At 50.9% G+C, this 13,668-nt stretch carries 13 protein-coding genes and 2 pseudogenes; 12 read left to right on the top strand and 3 right to left on the bottom strand.

All coding sequences use genetic code 11. The features are described 5' to 3' along the window. Nucleotides 1–17 precede the first annotated feature (17 nt). A complete protein-coding gene (locus tag EFBL_RS00275) occupies nt 18–1,166 on the top strand; it encodes a CaiB/BaiF CoA transferase family protein (RefSeq protein ID WP_096180118.1) in 1,149 nt (382 codons plus the stop codon). Between the two features lie 241 nt (nt 1,167–1,407). Here the strand turns inward: EFBL_RS00275 and EFBL_RS00265 are convergent, their stop codons facing one another. Together EFBL_RS00265 and EFBL_RS00260 are read right to left on the bottom strand one after the other, a co-directional pair. Beyond that, nucleotides 1,408–1,785, bottom strand: coding sequence for an aspartyl protease family protein (locus EFBL_RS00265; protein ID WP_096180116.1), 378 nt, complete (start codon nt 1,783–1,785; stop codon nt 1,408–1,410). After that, entirely contained in the window at nt 1,782–2,033 is a 252-nt protein-coding gene (locus EFBL_RS00260; protein WP_096180114.1) for a hypothetical protein, read from the bottom strand. Before EFBL_RS00260 ends, EFBL_RS00265 begins: the two co-directional genes overlap by 4 nt. A 479-nt stretch (nt 2,034–2,512) precedes the next feature. Between EFBL_RS00260 and EFBL_RS00255 the strand changes: the two genes are divergently transcribed. From EFBL_RS00255 to EFBL_RS00235, 5 genes are all read left to right on the top strand, one after another. After that, complete coding sequence (locus EFBL_RS00255) at nt 2,513–4,483, top strand: TRAP transporter permease (protein WP_096180113.1); 1,971 nt, start codon at nt 2,513–2,515, stop codon at nt 4,481–4,483. Between the two features lie 54 nt (nt 4,484–4,537). Next, complete coding sequence (locus tag EFBL_RS00250) at nt 4,538–5,554, top strand: TAXI family TRAP transporter solute-binding subunit (protein ID WP_096180112.1); 1,017 nt, start codon at nt 4,538–4,540, stop codon at nt 5,552–5,554. Between the two features lie 475 nt (nt 5,555–6,029). Then, a complete protein-coding gene (locus EFBL_RS00245; RefSeq protein WP_096180110.1) occupies nt 6,030–7,214 on the top strand; it encodes a CaiB/BaiF CoA transferase family protein in 1,185 nt (394 codons plus the stop codon). A 61-nt stretch (nt 7,215–7,275) separates the two neighbouring features. Then, nucleotides 7,276–8,502: an acyl-CoA dehydrogenase family protein gene (locus tag EFBL_RS00240; RefSeq protein WP_096180220.1), complete on the top strand. Its 1,227-nt coding sequence runs from the start codon at nt 7,276–7,278 to the stop codon at nt 8,500–8,502. A gap of 70 nt (nt 8,503–8,572) precedes the next feature. Continuing rightward, nucleotides 8,573–8,893: a DUF3870 domain-containing protein gene (locus tag EFBL_RS00235; protein ID WP_096180219.1), complete on the top strand. Its 321-nt coding sequence runs from the start codon at nt 8,573–8,575 to the stop codon at nt 8,891–8,893. Between the two features lie 125 nt (nt 8,894–9,018). Here EFBL_RS00235 and EFBL_RS00230 read toward each other — a convergent pair whose 3' ends face one another. Beyond that, the gene (locus tag EFBL_RS00230) at nt 9,019–9,291 is read right to left on the bottom strand and encodes a hypothetical protein (protein WP_096180109.1); all 273 of its coding nucleotides are present in this window, start codon (nt 9,289–9,291) and stop codon (nt 9,019–9,021) included. A 103-nt stretch (nt 9,292–9,394) separates the two neighbouring features. On the opposite strand from EFBL_RS00230, the gene EFBL_RS00225 reads away from it, so the two are divergent. The 6 genes and pseudogenes from EFBL_RS00225 to EFBL_RS21755 all read left to right on the top strand — a co-directional run. Further along, nucleotides 9,395–9,892 (top strand): AbrB family transcriptional regulator, encoded by a 498-nt coding sequence (locus EFBL_RS00225; protein ID WP_165912560.1) that lies wholly within the window; start codon nt 9,395–9,397, stop codon nt 9,890–9,892. Nucleotides 9,893–10,009: 117 nt separating this feature from the next. Next, nucleotides 10,010–10,783, top strand: coding sequence for an enoyl-CoA hydratase/isomerase family protein (locus tag EFBL_RS00220; RefSeq protein WP_165912559.1), 774 nt, complete (start codon nt 10,010–10,012; stop codon nt 10,781–10,783). Nucleotides 10,784–10,856: 73 nt separating this feature from the next. Further along, a complete protein-coding gene (locus EFBL_RS00215) occupies nt 10,857–11,822 on the top strand; it encodes an NAD(P)H-dependent flavin oxidoreductase (protein WP_096180105.1) in 966 nt (321 codons plus the stop codon). 43 nt (nt 11,823–11,865) lie between these two features. Continuing rightward, complete coding sequence (locus EFBL_RS00210; protein ID WP_096180104.1) at nt 11,866–12,624, top strand: electron transfer flavoprotein subunit beta/FixA family protein; 759 nt, start codon at nt 11,866–11,868, stop codon at nt 12,622–12,624. 539 nt (nt 12,625–13,163) lie between these two features. Next, nucleotides 13,164–13,604, top strand: a pseudogene (locus tag EFBL_RS00205) (electron transfer flavoprotein subunit alpha/FixB family protein); the annotation flags it as partial. Further along, nucleotides 13,559–13,668, top strand: a pseudogene (locus tag EFBL_RS21755) (hypothetical protein); the annotation flags it as partial. The pseudogenes EFBL_RS00205 and EFBL_RS21755, both read left to right, overlap by 46 nt.

The following is a 13,668-nucleotide window of genomic DNA, read 5'->3' as shown; positions in this document are numbered from 1 at the left end:
CAACGGGGGGTGCCGGGGTGGAAAAGCAGCTTTCGAAGCAGGGTCAAACCGGGGAACAGAGTCAATTCCTCAAAGGTGTTCGCGTTGTTGATTTCACCCGTTATCTTCCGGGTCCTTTTGCCACATTGCGGCTGGCGGATATGGGAGCGGAAGTGATCAAAGTGGAACCGCCGAAAACCGGCGACCCTTCCCGTTTCATGAGCGAGCAGATGGGCGGAACCGGGCTGTTGTTTCAAGCCAACAACCGGAACAAGAAAAGCGTGACCCTGGATCTGAAGCGGGAAGCGGGCCGGAAGCTGGCGTTCGATCTGGCGGCAAAAGCGGATGTGGTGATCGAAGGATTCCGTCCGGGAGTGGCTGATGCGCTTGGGATCGGGTACGAGGCCCTGAAACAAGTTCGCCCCGACCTGATTTACTGCTCCCTGTCAGGGTTTGGCCAGACAGGGCCGCTGCGGGAACTGGGGGGGCATGACCTCAACTACCTGGCTCTCAGCGGCGTTCTTGCCCAGTTGAAAGATCTAGAGGGGCGGCCGGTGCAACCAAGTTTTCAATTTGCCGATCTGATTGGCGGGTTTGCCGCATCGGAAGCGATTCTGGCCGCTCTTGTCAAAAAGAGCCTTACGGGAGAAGGCAGCTATCTGGACATTGCAATGACCGATACGTTGATCGGAATGATGCACACCCACGTCGCGTACCAGCTTGCCATGGGGTATGGCCATGGGGTTCCAATCCTTGGCGGTTCGCTTGTCTGTTACCGCATCTATCAAACATCGGACAACAGGTTTGTAACACTGGGAGCGCTGGAAAAGAAGTTTTGGGAGAACTTCTGCCGGGCTGTAGGGCGGGAGGAATGGATCCCCGCCCACTTCTCCCGGGCTGCCGATGACAATCCGGTGTTTGCTGAGCTGAGGGCCCTTTTTGCAAGCCGGACATTGTCCGCGTGGTCCCGGTTTGCCATTGAGGTGGATTGCTGCATGGCCCCCGTTCTTGAAACCGCTGAAATGATGGATCATCCCCATGTACGGGAGAAAAGGCTGATCCCGGATCAGAACACTGCAACCGCCCTGGCCCCATCCCTTGGCCAGCATACCCGCGAGGTGTTGGAGAATTGGCTGGATGCCTCGTCTGAACAGATTGACCGATGGGAACAAGAGGGTATTGTATAGAAGAAGTCATTCGTGGTCCGATCTTCTTGAGACGAAGCCGATTTTCCGAAGACACCCGGAACCTGCCACCATGACGCGACTGTTCGAGCTGAAGATGGTGGAGAAGCACATTGAAAGGCTGGTTCGAGAGGGACGGGTCAGACGGGAAAATGATTGGAACGAAATTGCATGACCGGTTTCGGTCGATAAGGGCTTTTTTACTTTCTAGGAGCTTGAACTTATGTTTCGTATTAAGTTTCATCTATTTCTGATAGATATCCATATCCACTAAATCAATGACGAATCTCCCGGAAAGAAGAATATCCAGGCCGATGATTCCGTTGATGCCGTAGTCTTTGTTGAAATAACCGAAATCCAAATAAAACTCATCTGCTTCAAATCCGTCGAATTGAATCCTGTCTATCATTTTTCGAAACGCATAGTCTTCCCCGCCAATACCGTACATCGTGGTAATTTCCGCATCCGTTGCGAAAATGCCCAAATCAAAAACAGCGTCTGACGAAATGAGAGTTTGTGCGGCTCCGGTATCAACGACTAACCGGTCAATTGACTCCGTTCGTCCACCATAGGTGATTATTAAAGACGTGTGAAGTAAGTGGTTGACTAAATCTATTTTCATTGTGGGTTATATCCTCGGTAAATGGGTTTAATTACGATAGGCATGGCAATTTCAGGTTTGGAGGTATGATAGACGAAGGTGTCCCCTTTAGATCTTACCAGCACTCTCGTGGCTTCCTGTTCGTCAGGGATTGGACGAATCACAGCCACTTCTTCCACATACTTCTTGTTTTCTTCCACGCGCGATTTGAGTGCCTGTACCAAGACAAACTGATTGGGGTATAATTGACGAACTTCCTCCCACAACATTATGTTTCACCCTCCTTCTATTTCATACCATTATTCTAGCACCGATCTCCTAGCAATGGGAATCAAAACAAAAAAGGCTGTTAACTGAGATACTTGCCTACCCGGGCTTCTGGAGACTGGCGGCCGATTATTGGAGGAAAGGAATGGAAGAGATGATTCGCTCTTTAATGCACCTTCCCCAGCAGCAACAGCTTCCATCGAAATCGGGAGAGCGATAGCGGATCGAATACCTGAGCCTGACTATCGAAAACTGATCGCTGCTTCAAGATCGAAACAAATTTCAAATTGTGAAGGAATTTTGAACTTTTGATCGAATACAATATGTAAATCTAAGTAAATAAAAGTGAACTGTTACATTCGTAGGACTTCCTGACCGGAAGCCAAAGCACGGGTGATAAGCCAGTTCAATCGTACAGCCAGAGGTTTCTTTTGTTGTGCGGTTGGGTGGCTTTTTCTTTTTCACAAAAGGAGGGGGATTCATGTCGAAGAACAAAGATCTGGTTTCCGAATACTCGAAGGATATTGATACGGATGCCATTATGCGGGAAGCGGACGCGGAATTCCGTTTTCGACGATTGACCGGAAAATGGGCGGTTGTCATTTCGTTCATTGCGGTGCTTTGGTCGTTGTTTCAGCTATACACTTCGGGATTCGGACTGTTTGAATCGATCATTCAGCGGTCAGTGCATTTGATGTTTGTACTGGTCCTGGCGTTTCTCCTGTATCCGGCCCGCAAGGGAGCCCCAAAAAGAAGGCCCAGTGTGGTTGATATCCTTCTTGTTTTGTTCAGCTTGTTTGTAAACGCTTACTTGGCGTTTCAATGGAATGAGATCGCTCAGCGCGGCGGACGGTTAAATGAGTTTGAATACTTGATCGGCGGAATCGGAATTCTGCTTGTCCTGGAAGCAAGCAGACGTGTGTTGGGGAAAGAACTGACCATCATGGGACTGGTCTTTCTGTTGTATGCTTATTTCGGCAACTATGTGCCTGGCCGGTTTCATACAAGAGGCTATTCGCCGGAGCGGATTTCTGAGCATATGTTCTGGTCGACTGAAGGGATTTTCGGTATCGCATTGGGGGTTTCGGCTACCTACATGTTCCTGTTTATCCTGTTCGGCGCTTTCCTGGGGGGCACCGGTTTGTCCAAGCTGATTAATGATGTATCACTTTCTGTTGCCGGTCACAAGCCGGGGGGACCTGCCAAAGTCGCTTTGTTGACGACAGGCTTCATGGGAATGATTAACGGGAGTGCGGTTGCCAATGCGGCCAGTACGGGAGCCTTCACCATTCCAATGATGAAAAATGTAGGCTATCGCCCGACATTTGCTGCCGGTGTGGAAGCGGCAGGGTCGACGGGAGGACAGATCATGCCGCCTGTGATGGGAGCTGCCGCTTTTATCATGGCCGAATTCCTGGGGATCCCTTACAGCCAGATCATCATTGCTGCCGCACTACCCGCGATCCTCTATTATGCATCGATCTGGATCATGGTGCATGTGGAGGCGGTAAAGACCGGTCTGAAAGGACTTCCGAAAGATCAACTGCCCAGTGTCGTCGAATCTTTGAAGGCCAGAGGTCACATGTTGATCCCGGTCGGGGTGCTGCTGTTTTTGATGTTCAGCGGAAAAACACCTCTGTATGCAGCGTTTTACGCGACCATTTCCGTATTGATTGCGGGCGCTTTCAGAAAAGAAACACGGATGGGGTTGAGACAGATCCTCAAAAGTTTGGAAGATGGCGCAAAAGGGGCCATTGCGGTAGCGGTGGCATGCGCAGTCGTGGGATTCGTCGTGGGTACCGCTTCCCTGACCAGTCTAGGCCTCACTTTCGGATCGGCGATTTTGGATATGTCAGGTAACAATCTGCTTCTGGCCCTGTTTTTGACGATGATCACTTCTATCATAGTGGGTACGGGCGTACCGACTACCGCCACCTATATCATCGTGGCCACCGTGTCCGCGCCCGTTTTGATCAAGATGGGGCTTCCTCCGCTGGTGGCGCATATGTTCGTGTTCTACTACGGCGCACTTGCGGATGTAACTCCTCCTACCGCACTTTCTGCCTATACAGCCAGTGCCATTGCAAACTGCGATCCGCAAAAGGGAACCTGGCAAGCCTGGAGATTGGCTCTGATCGGATTCCTGATTCCCTACTATTTCGCACTGCGTCCTGAAATGATGCTGATCGTGGTGCAGTCGACAATTCCGGAGATCGTATGGGCGGTGTTAATCACCACAATTGCCGCTTTGTCCCTTTCTTTTGTCATTCAAAACTTTCAGCGCCGTAAATTGACGGTGATGGAAAGTGCAGGGTTTCTATCGGTAGTGGCTGTTACACTGCCTGCCCAATTTTATCTGGATTTGCTAGGAATGGGAATCTTCATCGTTCTTCTGGTGGTGCAGCGGGTTGTCGGTATTCCTGCCAAATTGGATCGTACCAAAGCCTTGTAACGAGTTTTCTCGTGCAAGATATACACGTTTTATAGAAAAAGGGGGTAAACATTCATGAGAAAATGGTTGGTCTTGCCCGTGATTTTCACATTGGCGACAAGTATGTTTGCAGGATGTTCCACACAGACGCAAAGCGGAGGTGAAAACAATTCCCAGTCGGTCAAAGGCGAATTGGTGAATGTTGCGACAGGTACAACAGGAGGTGTCTACTACCCGCTTGGGAACGCATTGGCCCAGCTGTGGACCGATAAACTGGGGGTAAAAGGCTCTGCCACTTCAACTGCCGCTTCCCAAAAGAACATCGAGCTGTTGGAGAAGAAAGAAACGGAGGTGGCGTTTTCCCAGAATAACGTTGTCACGCAGGCTTACAAAGGGGAAGGACAGTTTAAGGACCGGGCACAGAAAGACCTGCGGGCTCTCACCTATCTATACCCGAATGTTATGCACTTTGTGGTGCGGGGTGACAGCAGAATCAAATCGATCAAGGATTTGGAAGGCAAGAAAATCGTTCCCGGAGCTGTGGGAAGCGGAACGGAAATCAGCACCAAAGAGATGATCGGCGAATACGGGCTGGACTATACAACCAAGAAGAATGTGAAAGCGGATTTCGTCGGTTTCAGCGAAGCTGCCGAGCTGATGAAGAACAACCAGGCGGATGCGGCCATGATCTTTGGCGGACTGCCAACCGCCTCCGTACTGGATATGGCAACTTCCTTCAATGTGAAATTACTGTCGTTTGAACCGGACATGATTAAGAAAATCACCGAGAAATATCCTTGGTACTTTGAATATGTGATTCCCGCAAACACCTACAAGGGGCAAACGGAGGAAGTTCATACGCTAGCGGTTGCGAATGTGCTCCTGGTACGCAAAGATCTCAGCGAAGAGCTGGTCTATCAGTTAACCAAAACTCTTTACGAGAATACAGATCGTTTGGTCATAGCTCATGAAACGGCAAAGGCGATCAAATTGGAAACAGCGCTAAAAGGGTTGACCATCCCGTTGCATCCCGGTGCCGAAAAATATTATAAAGAAAAAGGGTTGGATACAAGCAAAACGGTCAAACCATAACCACATCTGCCTGCTCCCCGCTGTGAAATTCATGGCGGGGATGTTACTATCCACCATCAAAAGCTTTTCGGGAGGCTTGACAATGAATCGGCAAACCATCCAGGAACTGATTTATTTGGAGATGTGGCCCATTATAAAGACAAAGATTTCGGTGTCTTCCTTTTCAATGTAAAGGGAGACGAAGCAGTAGCAAAATTTCATTTGTGGGTAAAAAATGTACTGCTTCCTTTACGGGATTCCGAAAATTAGGATGAGAAGATACCTCTTTACAACGAAGTGAATTCTGAATATTATTGTAGTAAGTTAATAGTGACTGTTGCATCTGTTGGACTTCCCGACCAGGAAGCCAAAGCACGGATGACAAGCCAGTTATTCCGCAGCGGGTACGTTTGGCGGTTTGGCTGGCTTTTTTATTGCCAGTTTTCGCGAAACAGCCAGGTGCGCAATCGAGATTCGAACTGGGGGAGGTGAAGCAATGGGAGCGTTAGAGGGGCTTAAAGTAATCGATCTGACACGGGTGCTGGCCGGCCCTTTTTGCACAATGATTCTGGGCGATCTGGGGGCGGATGTGATCAAGATCGAAGGGCCTGGCGGCAGCGACGAGACACGCGGATGGGGGCCTCCGTTTGCGGGGGATCAAAGCGCCTACTACCTGACAGCTAACCGAAACAAACGGGCGATAACTTTGAACCTGAAAGAACCGGAAGCGCGGAATATTCTGCGTAAGATGGTGAAGAATGCGGATGTCCTGATTCAGAACTTCAAGACCGGAACCATGGAAAAATGGGGACTCGGTTATGAAGATGTACGGAAGCTGAATCCACGCCTGATCTACTGCTCGATCACCGGTTTTGGCCAACACGGTCCCTATAAAAACTTGCCAGGATACGATTACATTGTGCAGGCCATGGGCGGCATGATGAGTATCACGGGCAGCGAGGAATCCGGCCCCATGAAAGTGGGAGTGGCAATTGCCGACATCGCGACCGGACTATACAGTGCCATAGGAATTCTGGCGGCTCTGCAGGAACGGACCGTATCAGGTAAGGGGCAGCAGATTGACATGGCGTTGCTGGATTCACAGATTTCGCTGTTGGCCAATGTGGCCAGCAATTACCTGGTATCGGGACAAATTCCGAAACGGTACGGAAACCAGCATCCCAACATCGTTCCCTATCAAACCTTCCGGGCAAGTGATGGTGAGATGGTGGTAGCCGTCGGCAATGACCGGCAGTTTCAAAAGCTGTGCCAGCTGCTGGGCCAACCGCAATGGGCGGATGATCCGGAATACAGCACCAACCCGGCAAGACTTAAGAACCGGGAGAGGCTGATTCCCATGCTGCAGAGGGAGTTTGCCAAAAAAACATGCAGCGAGTGGCAGGAACTGCTCCATGCAGCCGGTATCCCCTCAGGCCCAATCAACAACATGGAACAATTGTTTCGAGACCCCCATGTTGTCGAGCGGGAGATGAAGGTAGAGATTCCGCATCCCACCATCGGAACTGTTCAACTGGTAGGTAGTCCGTTGAAGCTGTCTCGCAGCAAGCCGGAGATGAGGCGCCATCCGCCACTGGCAGGTGAGCACACACGGGAGGTACTTAAGGAATACGGGTATGATGACACGGAGATTGACGATTTCATGGCTCGCAACATTATCTGATGCAGTTGGATTTCGTAAATTCTGTTAATCCATTTTTTCCAGGAGGAGTGGTTGCAAGATGATGAACTTTGCATTGTCCCAAGAGCAAGAAGCAGTTCGCAAGATGGTCCGTACCTTTGTAGACAAAGAAATCATGCCCTATATCCAGGAATGGGATGCACAGGGACACTTTGAGCGGGGGATTCTGAAACGGTTGGCCGAACTTGAGTTGATGGGGGTTTGCATTCCCGAGCGGTATGGGGGCAGTGGGATGGATTATAACACGCTGGCCATTGTGTGTGATGAACTGGAAAGGGGAGATACTGCTTTCCGGACGGCTGTTTCCGTGCATACCGGTTTGAACAGCATGACCCTTCTTCAATGGGGGAATGAATTCCAGAAAGAAAAATATCTTATCCCCCAAGCCCGCGGGGAAAAAATCGGAGCTTTCGGCCTGACCGAACCGGGTGCCGGATCCGATGTCGCAGCCATGGTGACCACTGCTGTCAAAGACGGGGATTCTTACATCCTGAACGGGTCCAAAACCTGGATATCTCTTTGTGACGTGGCGGATCATTTCCTGATCTTTGCATACACAGACAAGAGCAAGAAGCACAAAGGAATCAGCTGTTTTATTGTCGAGCGGACCTTCCCCGGTGTAACCACCAAGGCAATCAAAGGAAAACTGGGAATCCGTGCCGGCAATACGGGTGAAGTTTTCCTGGAAGATGTGAGGGTACCGGCTGAGAACCTTCTGGGGGAAGAAGGGGAAGGCTTCAAGATTGCCATGTCGGCCCTTGACAACGGACGTTTCACCGTTGCGGCAGGCGCTTGCGGGCTGATCAACGCATCTCTGGAAGCAAGCCTGAAATACTGCCATGAACGGGAAACCTTTGGCAAGAAAATCGGCCAGCACCAACTGGTGCAGCAAATGATCGCCAAGATGGTGGCAGGTCTCGAAACTTCCCGCCTGCTTGTTTACCGTGCCGGTTGGATGAAAAACCAGGGTCTGCGGAACACCCGGGAAACGTCCTTGGCCAAATGGTTTGCCTGTGACCAGGCTTTCAACGCGGCCAACGACGCGATTCAAATTCACGGTGCATACGGATATTCCAACGAATATCCGGTGGAACGCTACCTGCGCAATTCCAAAGCTCCTGTGATTTATGAGGGAACCCGGGAAATCCACACCATCATGCAAGCGGAATACGCGCTCGGGTACCGTCAGGACAAACCGCTGCGCCGGATGCTTCCCGCCTGGCCGTTTGAGGAATCGACACAAGTGGAGGACCTGAAAGAAATCTTGTAATTGACGAGCTTTCCGCCTTGGAAGTACCATGGAGACAAATGTTTATCGGGTCGAAAAGGCGGTGGGAGAAATGAGTTCGTGGAAATCGATCTTTATTGCTGGGCATGCAAAACTTCCTCAGGGTATGGCGGCAAAAAGTGTGTTTGAAACGCTTACCATCACTGCGGAGATTGACTGCAAGTATGGAGTGATACTGGAAGCATCCTGTACGTTGGCTACTGAACACGGGCGCAACTTCATTGGGTCACTTCTGCGGGGATACAGTCTGAGAGACGGTATTGAGGAACCGATCGCCCTGATTCAAAAACATTATCTGGGAAAAGCACAGAATGCTTTGGTGGCTGCTTTGCGGGATTTGCACATGCAGTACGAAAATCTGGGCAAGTCTTAGGATGGGGTACTTTCGAGTACCCCTTTTTCATTGCAGATGCCTTAGGATAACTGAATAAACGGATTCTCAAGTATCTATTCCTCAAGGTGAAAGGCCGGTTTTTCCCACAACGGTTCGACAGGTACTTATTCTTTAGGTGGACGCCCCACCTTAACCGGCTTTTTCGGCAGAGTCCGGCGGCTGCCTTCATCGGTCTTGATCCGCTGCACCATCATCTGAAAGGCCTCGATCTCGGTGCTGGCTTCTACTTTGTTCCATCCGTACATTTGCCGCAATTGCTGTTCCTCGGCCATAATCATAAAGCGGTCTTCCCCCACGCGGGACACTCTGATTTCCCAATGTTCCATCTGATCGGCCCGGTCTTCGGTTGAAAACAAGAAGCTTGTGATTTGATTCATGGAAGCACCTCCCTTGCTTTTATGTTGCCAAGATCGGCAATGGCTAATCCCGTTTCCCAATTTTCTGCTAAACTGGAGATATCTTTCCATCGAGGTGACAAACTTGGACATTACAAAGATCTTTCTGACACTGGCAATCGGGACGCTTGGCGGTCTGGCGGGATATAAACTGAAAATCCCGGCTGGGGCGATGATCGGTTCACTTGGCGCGGTGGCGCTTTTTAATATGTTTTACGGATCGCTTGGCAAAATGCCAGGCAGCGTAATGGTGGGGGTGCAGATTGTGCTGGGAACGGCGCTTGGGTTGTCCATCACCAGGGGAATGGTTATGGAACTAAAGACAGCCTGGCTGCCGGCGCTAATCATAGCAGGAACCTATTTGGCGGCAGGCATCGCAGTCGGCTTCGTAGTGGCGAAAGTCACCGGGTGGGACCTGTTGACTTCCATGTTCAGTGCGGTGCCGGGAGGATTGACAGACGTGGTGGCAGCTGCTCAGTCGGTAGAGGGCGTGAAACCGGTCAACATCATGGTGATCCATTCAGTTCGCCTGGTGTTGGTGCTGTTGTCGATTCCCGTATTGGTAAAAGTGTTCGGGAAATAAATTTTAAGGAATTGGAGTGCAGGTGGACAGCCCTTCCGCACTCCTTTTTTATTGGCATGATTATTGCAATAGATTGCGATAGGCAAGGAACCACTTTTTTGAATAGGGGAGATTTACTTGGAATTTCTCATCTCTGAAAAAATCGGAAAAGTCATTCATTTGTCCTTGAACAATCCGGACTCCCGCAATGCTCTCCATATTGACATGAGAAGCCAATTGTTTGCCGCACTGCAGGATGCACAGTCGGATCCGGAAATCAAAGCGATCCTTCTAACCGGGCAGGGGAGCAGTTTTTGCGCAGGCGGTGACGTGAAGGCCATGGGTGACAGTACGCCCAGACAGTCAATGGAACGGCTGCAGTCTTACAACCGCATCATCTCGCTAATGAAAGATATGGATAAGCCCATTGTAACGGCAGTTCACGGGTATGTGTTCGGCGCCGGTTGCAGTCTGGTCCTCGCAAGCGACATCGTGTTTGCGGCAAAGGATACAAAGTTCTCCTTTGGGTTTCTGAAAATCGGCCTGATGCCTGACGCGGGCTCCACTTATTATTTGCCGAGGCTGATTGGTGTCATGAGGGCCAAAGAATTGATCTTCAGCGGACGTTTCTTTGATGAGGAGGAAGCGTATCAAATGGGGATGGTCACAGAAATTTGCGAAAGTGTAGAGCTTTTTGGGCGTGCGTTGAAGTATGCGCAGTCTTTGGCGAATGGTCCGGCACTTGCCATCGGAATGGCCAAAAAAGCGTTGCAGCTTTCATTGGAAACGGGATTTGCCGGTGCTCTTGAATTTGAACGGATTGGCCAATCCCTTTTGCAGCAAAGCAGGGACCATAAGGAAGGAATCAGGGCGTTTCAGGAAAAACGAAAAGCAGAATTTGTCGGGGAATAAGGGGTTCAAGTATGCGATAAGTCATTTCATACATGAATGATGCAAGAATGACTTGCCGGGAGGAGTGTTTGCTGTGAGAACAAGAATTACGGATTTGCTGGGCATCCAATACCCGATCCTGTGTGGCGGAATGTTCAGAGTGGGCCGCGCCCCTTTGGCGGCAGCCGTTTCGGAAGCCGGGGGGCTTGGGATTATCACATCCGCCACATTTGAAACGGCAGAGGAATTGAGACAAGAGATTCGATTGGCCGCAGAACTGACCAAAAAGCCGATTGGAATCAACATTAATCTGTTCCCGAGTGTTCGCAAAATCCCTAACGAGGCTTACATCGAAGTGTTGCTGGAGGAAGGCATCCGGATTGTGGAAACTTCCGGACGGAACCCCGAAGCCTTCATGAAAATCCTGAAGGACAACGGCGTAATTGTGATTCATAAGGTGCCGGGGGTTCGGTATGCCCAAACAGCCGAACGAGTGGGATGCGATGCGGTTGCAGTCGTGGGATTCGAAACGGGAGGACATCCTGGAATGGAAGATGTCGGTCATATCGTGCTGGTTCCAAGAACTGTTAACGCGGTAAAGATCCCCGTATTGGCGGGTGGGGGAATTGCGGATGGAAGAGGCCTGGCAGCCGCATTGGCCCTGGGAGCGGAAGGAGTCGTATTGGGAACCAGATTCCTGGCCACAAAGGAATCGATGGTTCACCCGAATGTAAAGCAATGGATGGTGGAAGCTTCCGAGCTGGATACGGCCCTGATTCAGAAATCCATCGGGTCGGTGTCCCGGGTGGCCCGGAATGCGGTCGCCCTGGAAGTGATGGAGGCAGAAAAAAACAGCGCAACACTTGAGGAACTTCTGCCCCTGATCAAAGGGGAGCGGTCAGTGCGCGTCTATACGGAAGGAGATGTTGATGCCGGAGTTTGGTCATGCGGACAGTCAGTCGGACTGATCTACGATGTTCCGACTGTGAAAGAAGTGGTGGATCGGATGGTAAGGGAGGCCAAGCAAGCGATCGAGCGAATGAATGAAATCATCCGGTAAATATGTTGAGCCAATTTAGATTTTGAGAGAGGGGTTTCCGGCAATGAAAATACTGGTTCTGATGAAGCAGACGTTTGACACCGAAGAAAAAATCGTGCTTGATGGCGGCAAGGTAAAAGAGGACGGAGTGCAGTTCATTATCAACCCGTACGATGAGTACGCAATTGAAGAAGCCATCGTGCTGCGGGACAAGTTCGGCGGTGAAGTAACCGTTGTCACTCTGGGTCCTGCACGTGCCGAAGAAGCTCTGCGCAAAGCACTGGCCATGGGCGCGGACCACGGGGTGCATATTAACGATGAAGCGCTGTTTGGCGATGAGTACAAAGCGGCAAAAGTACTGGCGGAATATATCAAGACCCAGGAATATGACATCATCCTGGGCGGCAACATGTCCGTTGACGACGGTTCCGGACAGGTAGCGGTGCGTGTGGCCGAACTGCTCGGAATCCCGCACATCTCCACCATCACCAAACTTGAGATTGACGGAACCAAGGTCACCGCTCACCGGGATGCGGAGGGGGATCTGGAAATTGTGGAGGCAACCCTGCCGGTTCTGGTGACCGCTCAACAGGGGCTCAACGAGCCGCGGTATCCTTCCCTGCTGGGGATCCGGAAAGCCAACAAGATTCCGTTGCATGTGGTGGGAGCAGGAGACCTGAACGTTTCGGCGAGTGCGAAAAACGAAGTGGTCGAAACCTACCTGCCGAAGGAAAAGACCGGCGGCCGCATCCTGAAAGGGGATACCCCGACCCGGGTGAAGGAACTGGTTTCTCTCCTTCGCAACGAAGACAAGGTCATCTAACTGGGCTTGCCAAAGAGCCGGAAGGCCCCAGCCGGAGGCTTTTCTGAACCGGGGGCTCTTTAGAACAAAAGGATCTTCTAAACCAAAGGCTCTACTGAACAGAATAGCTCTTCTGAACGGAATAACGGATTTAGGAGCCTTTATTTCCAATTTGGGAAGGTCATATTTTTGGATAACGGATTCTGAAGTAGTTATTTAGATGTTCAGGATACTGCCTCCTGACAGGCAGCTTCAATAACGACATCACGATCCGCTATTTGAAAAATGGGCGCCCAAAAAAGTGAATTAAGAGCCTGAAAATCCGTTAAGCCCCAGTGGTGATGAACCAAACAACGGGCTGATCAACCAGAATGCAGGTAATCAATTGGCGTCAGTGTCAATAGCACCAAACAAATACTAATTTCGGCTCCCCATCAAAGTACGCGGAATCAGGGTCAGAGCTTAGCGTCACTTTCCCCCATTCCGGGGATAAGATGCAACCAAGCGGCAACCCGCTAAGTTGAACATTAGATGGGCGACGGATTTGAGGAGGAAATGGAATGGCACGCAAAGTCCTTGTGCTTGCAGATATACGGAATGACAAACTTCGCAACGTGACATTTGAATCTTTGAATGCTGCCCGGAAGATTGCGGAAGGCGGGGAGGTTTACGGCGCTCTGCTGGGCAAAGGAGTGGCCGGCCTGGCGGATTCTTTGGCTCATTATGGAGCGGACAAGGTGTTTGTCGTTGAGAATGAAGTGTTGGCCAACTATGTTCCGGACGCCTACGCAAAGGCATTGGAAGCTGTGGTCCGCGAGAGCGGAGCGGAAGTGGTACTGATGGCCCACTCGGCAATCGGTCGTGACCTGGCTCCGAAACTGGCTGCCCGTTTTGAAGCGGGTCAGGTGTCGGATATCATCGATGTGCAGGTGGAAGGCGGCAAAGTGGTGTTTGCCCGCCCGATCTACGCTGGGAAAGCGTTCACCAGGAATGTGATCGGAGAGGGCATGATCTTTGCCACCGTTCGCCCGAACAACCTGCCGGCCGCGGAACCGGATACATCCC

Source organism: Effusibacillus lacus (assembly GCF_002335525.1).
GTDB lineage: Bacteria > Bacillota > Bacilli > Tumebacillales > Effusibacillaceae > Effusibacillus > Effusibacillus lacus.
Note: the sequence above shows the minus strand (reverse complement) of the source record. Positions and strands in the feature narration are given on the sequence as shown.

Excerpts from the sequence above, each read along its gene's own strand:
- EFBL_RS00235 (WP_096180219.1), top strand. The coding sequence starts at position 8,573 with ATGAGTTCGTGGAAATCGATCTTTATTGCTGGGCATGCAAAACTTCCT.
- EFBL_RS00230 (WP_096180109.1), bottom strand. The coding sequence starts at position 9,291 with ATGAATCAAATCACAAGCTTCTTGTTTTCAACCGAAGACCGGGCCGAT.
- EFBL_RS00245 (WP_096180110.1), top strand. The coding sequence starts at position 6,030 with ATGGGAGCGTTAGAGGGGCTTAAAGTAATCGATCTGACACGGGTGCTG.
- EFBL_RS00265 (WP_096180116.1), bottom strand. The coding sequence starts at position 1,785 with ATGAAAATAGATTTAGTCAACCACTTACTTCACACGTCTTTAATAATC.
- EFBL_RS00240 (WP_096180220.1), top strand. The coding sequence starts at position 7,276 with ATGAACTTTGCATTGTCCCAAGAGCAAGAAGCAGTTCGCAAGATGGTC.
- EFBL_RS00255 (WP_096180113.1), top strand. The coding sequence starts at position 2,513 with ATGTCGAAGAACAAAGATCTGGTTTCCGAATACTCGAAGGATATTGAT.
- EFBL_RS00210 (WP_096180104.1), top strand. The coding sequence starts at position 11,866 with ATGAAAATACTGGTTCTGATGAAGCAGACGTTTGACACCGAAGAAAAA.
- EFBL_RS00260 (WP_096180114.1), bottom strand. The coding sequence starts at position 2,033 with ATGTTGTGGGAGGAAGTTCGTCAATTATACCCCAATCAGTTTGTCTTG.
- EFBL_RS00250 (WP_096180112.1), top strand. The coding sequence starts at position 4,538 with ATGAGAAAATGGTTGGTCTTGCCCGTGATTTTCACATTGGCGACAAGT.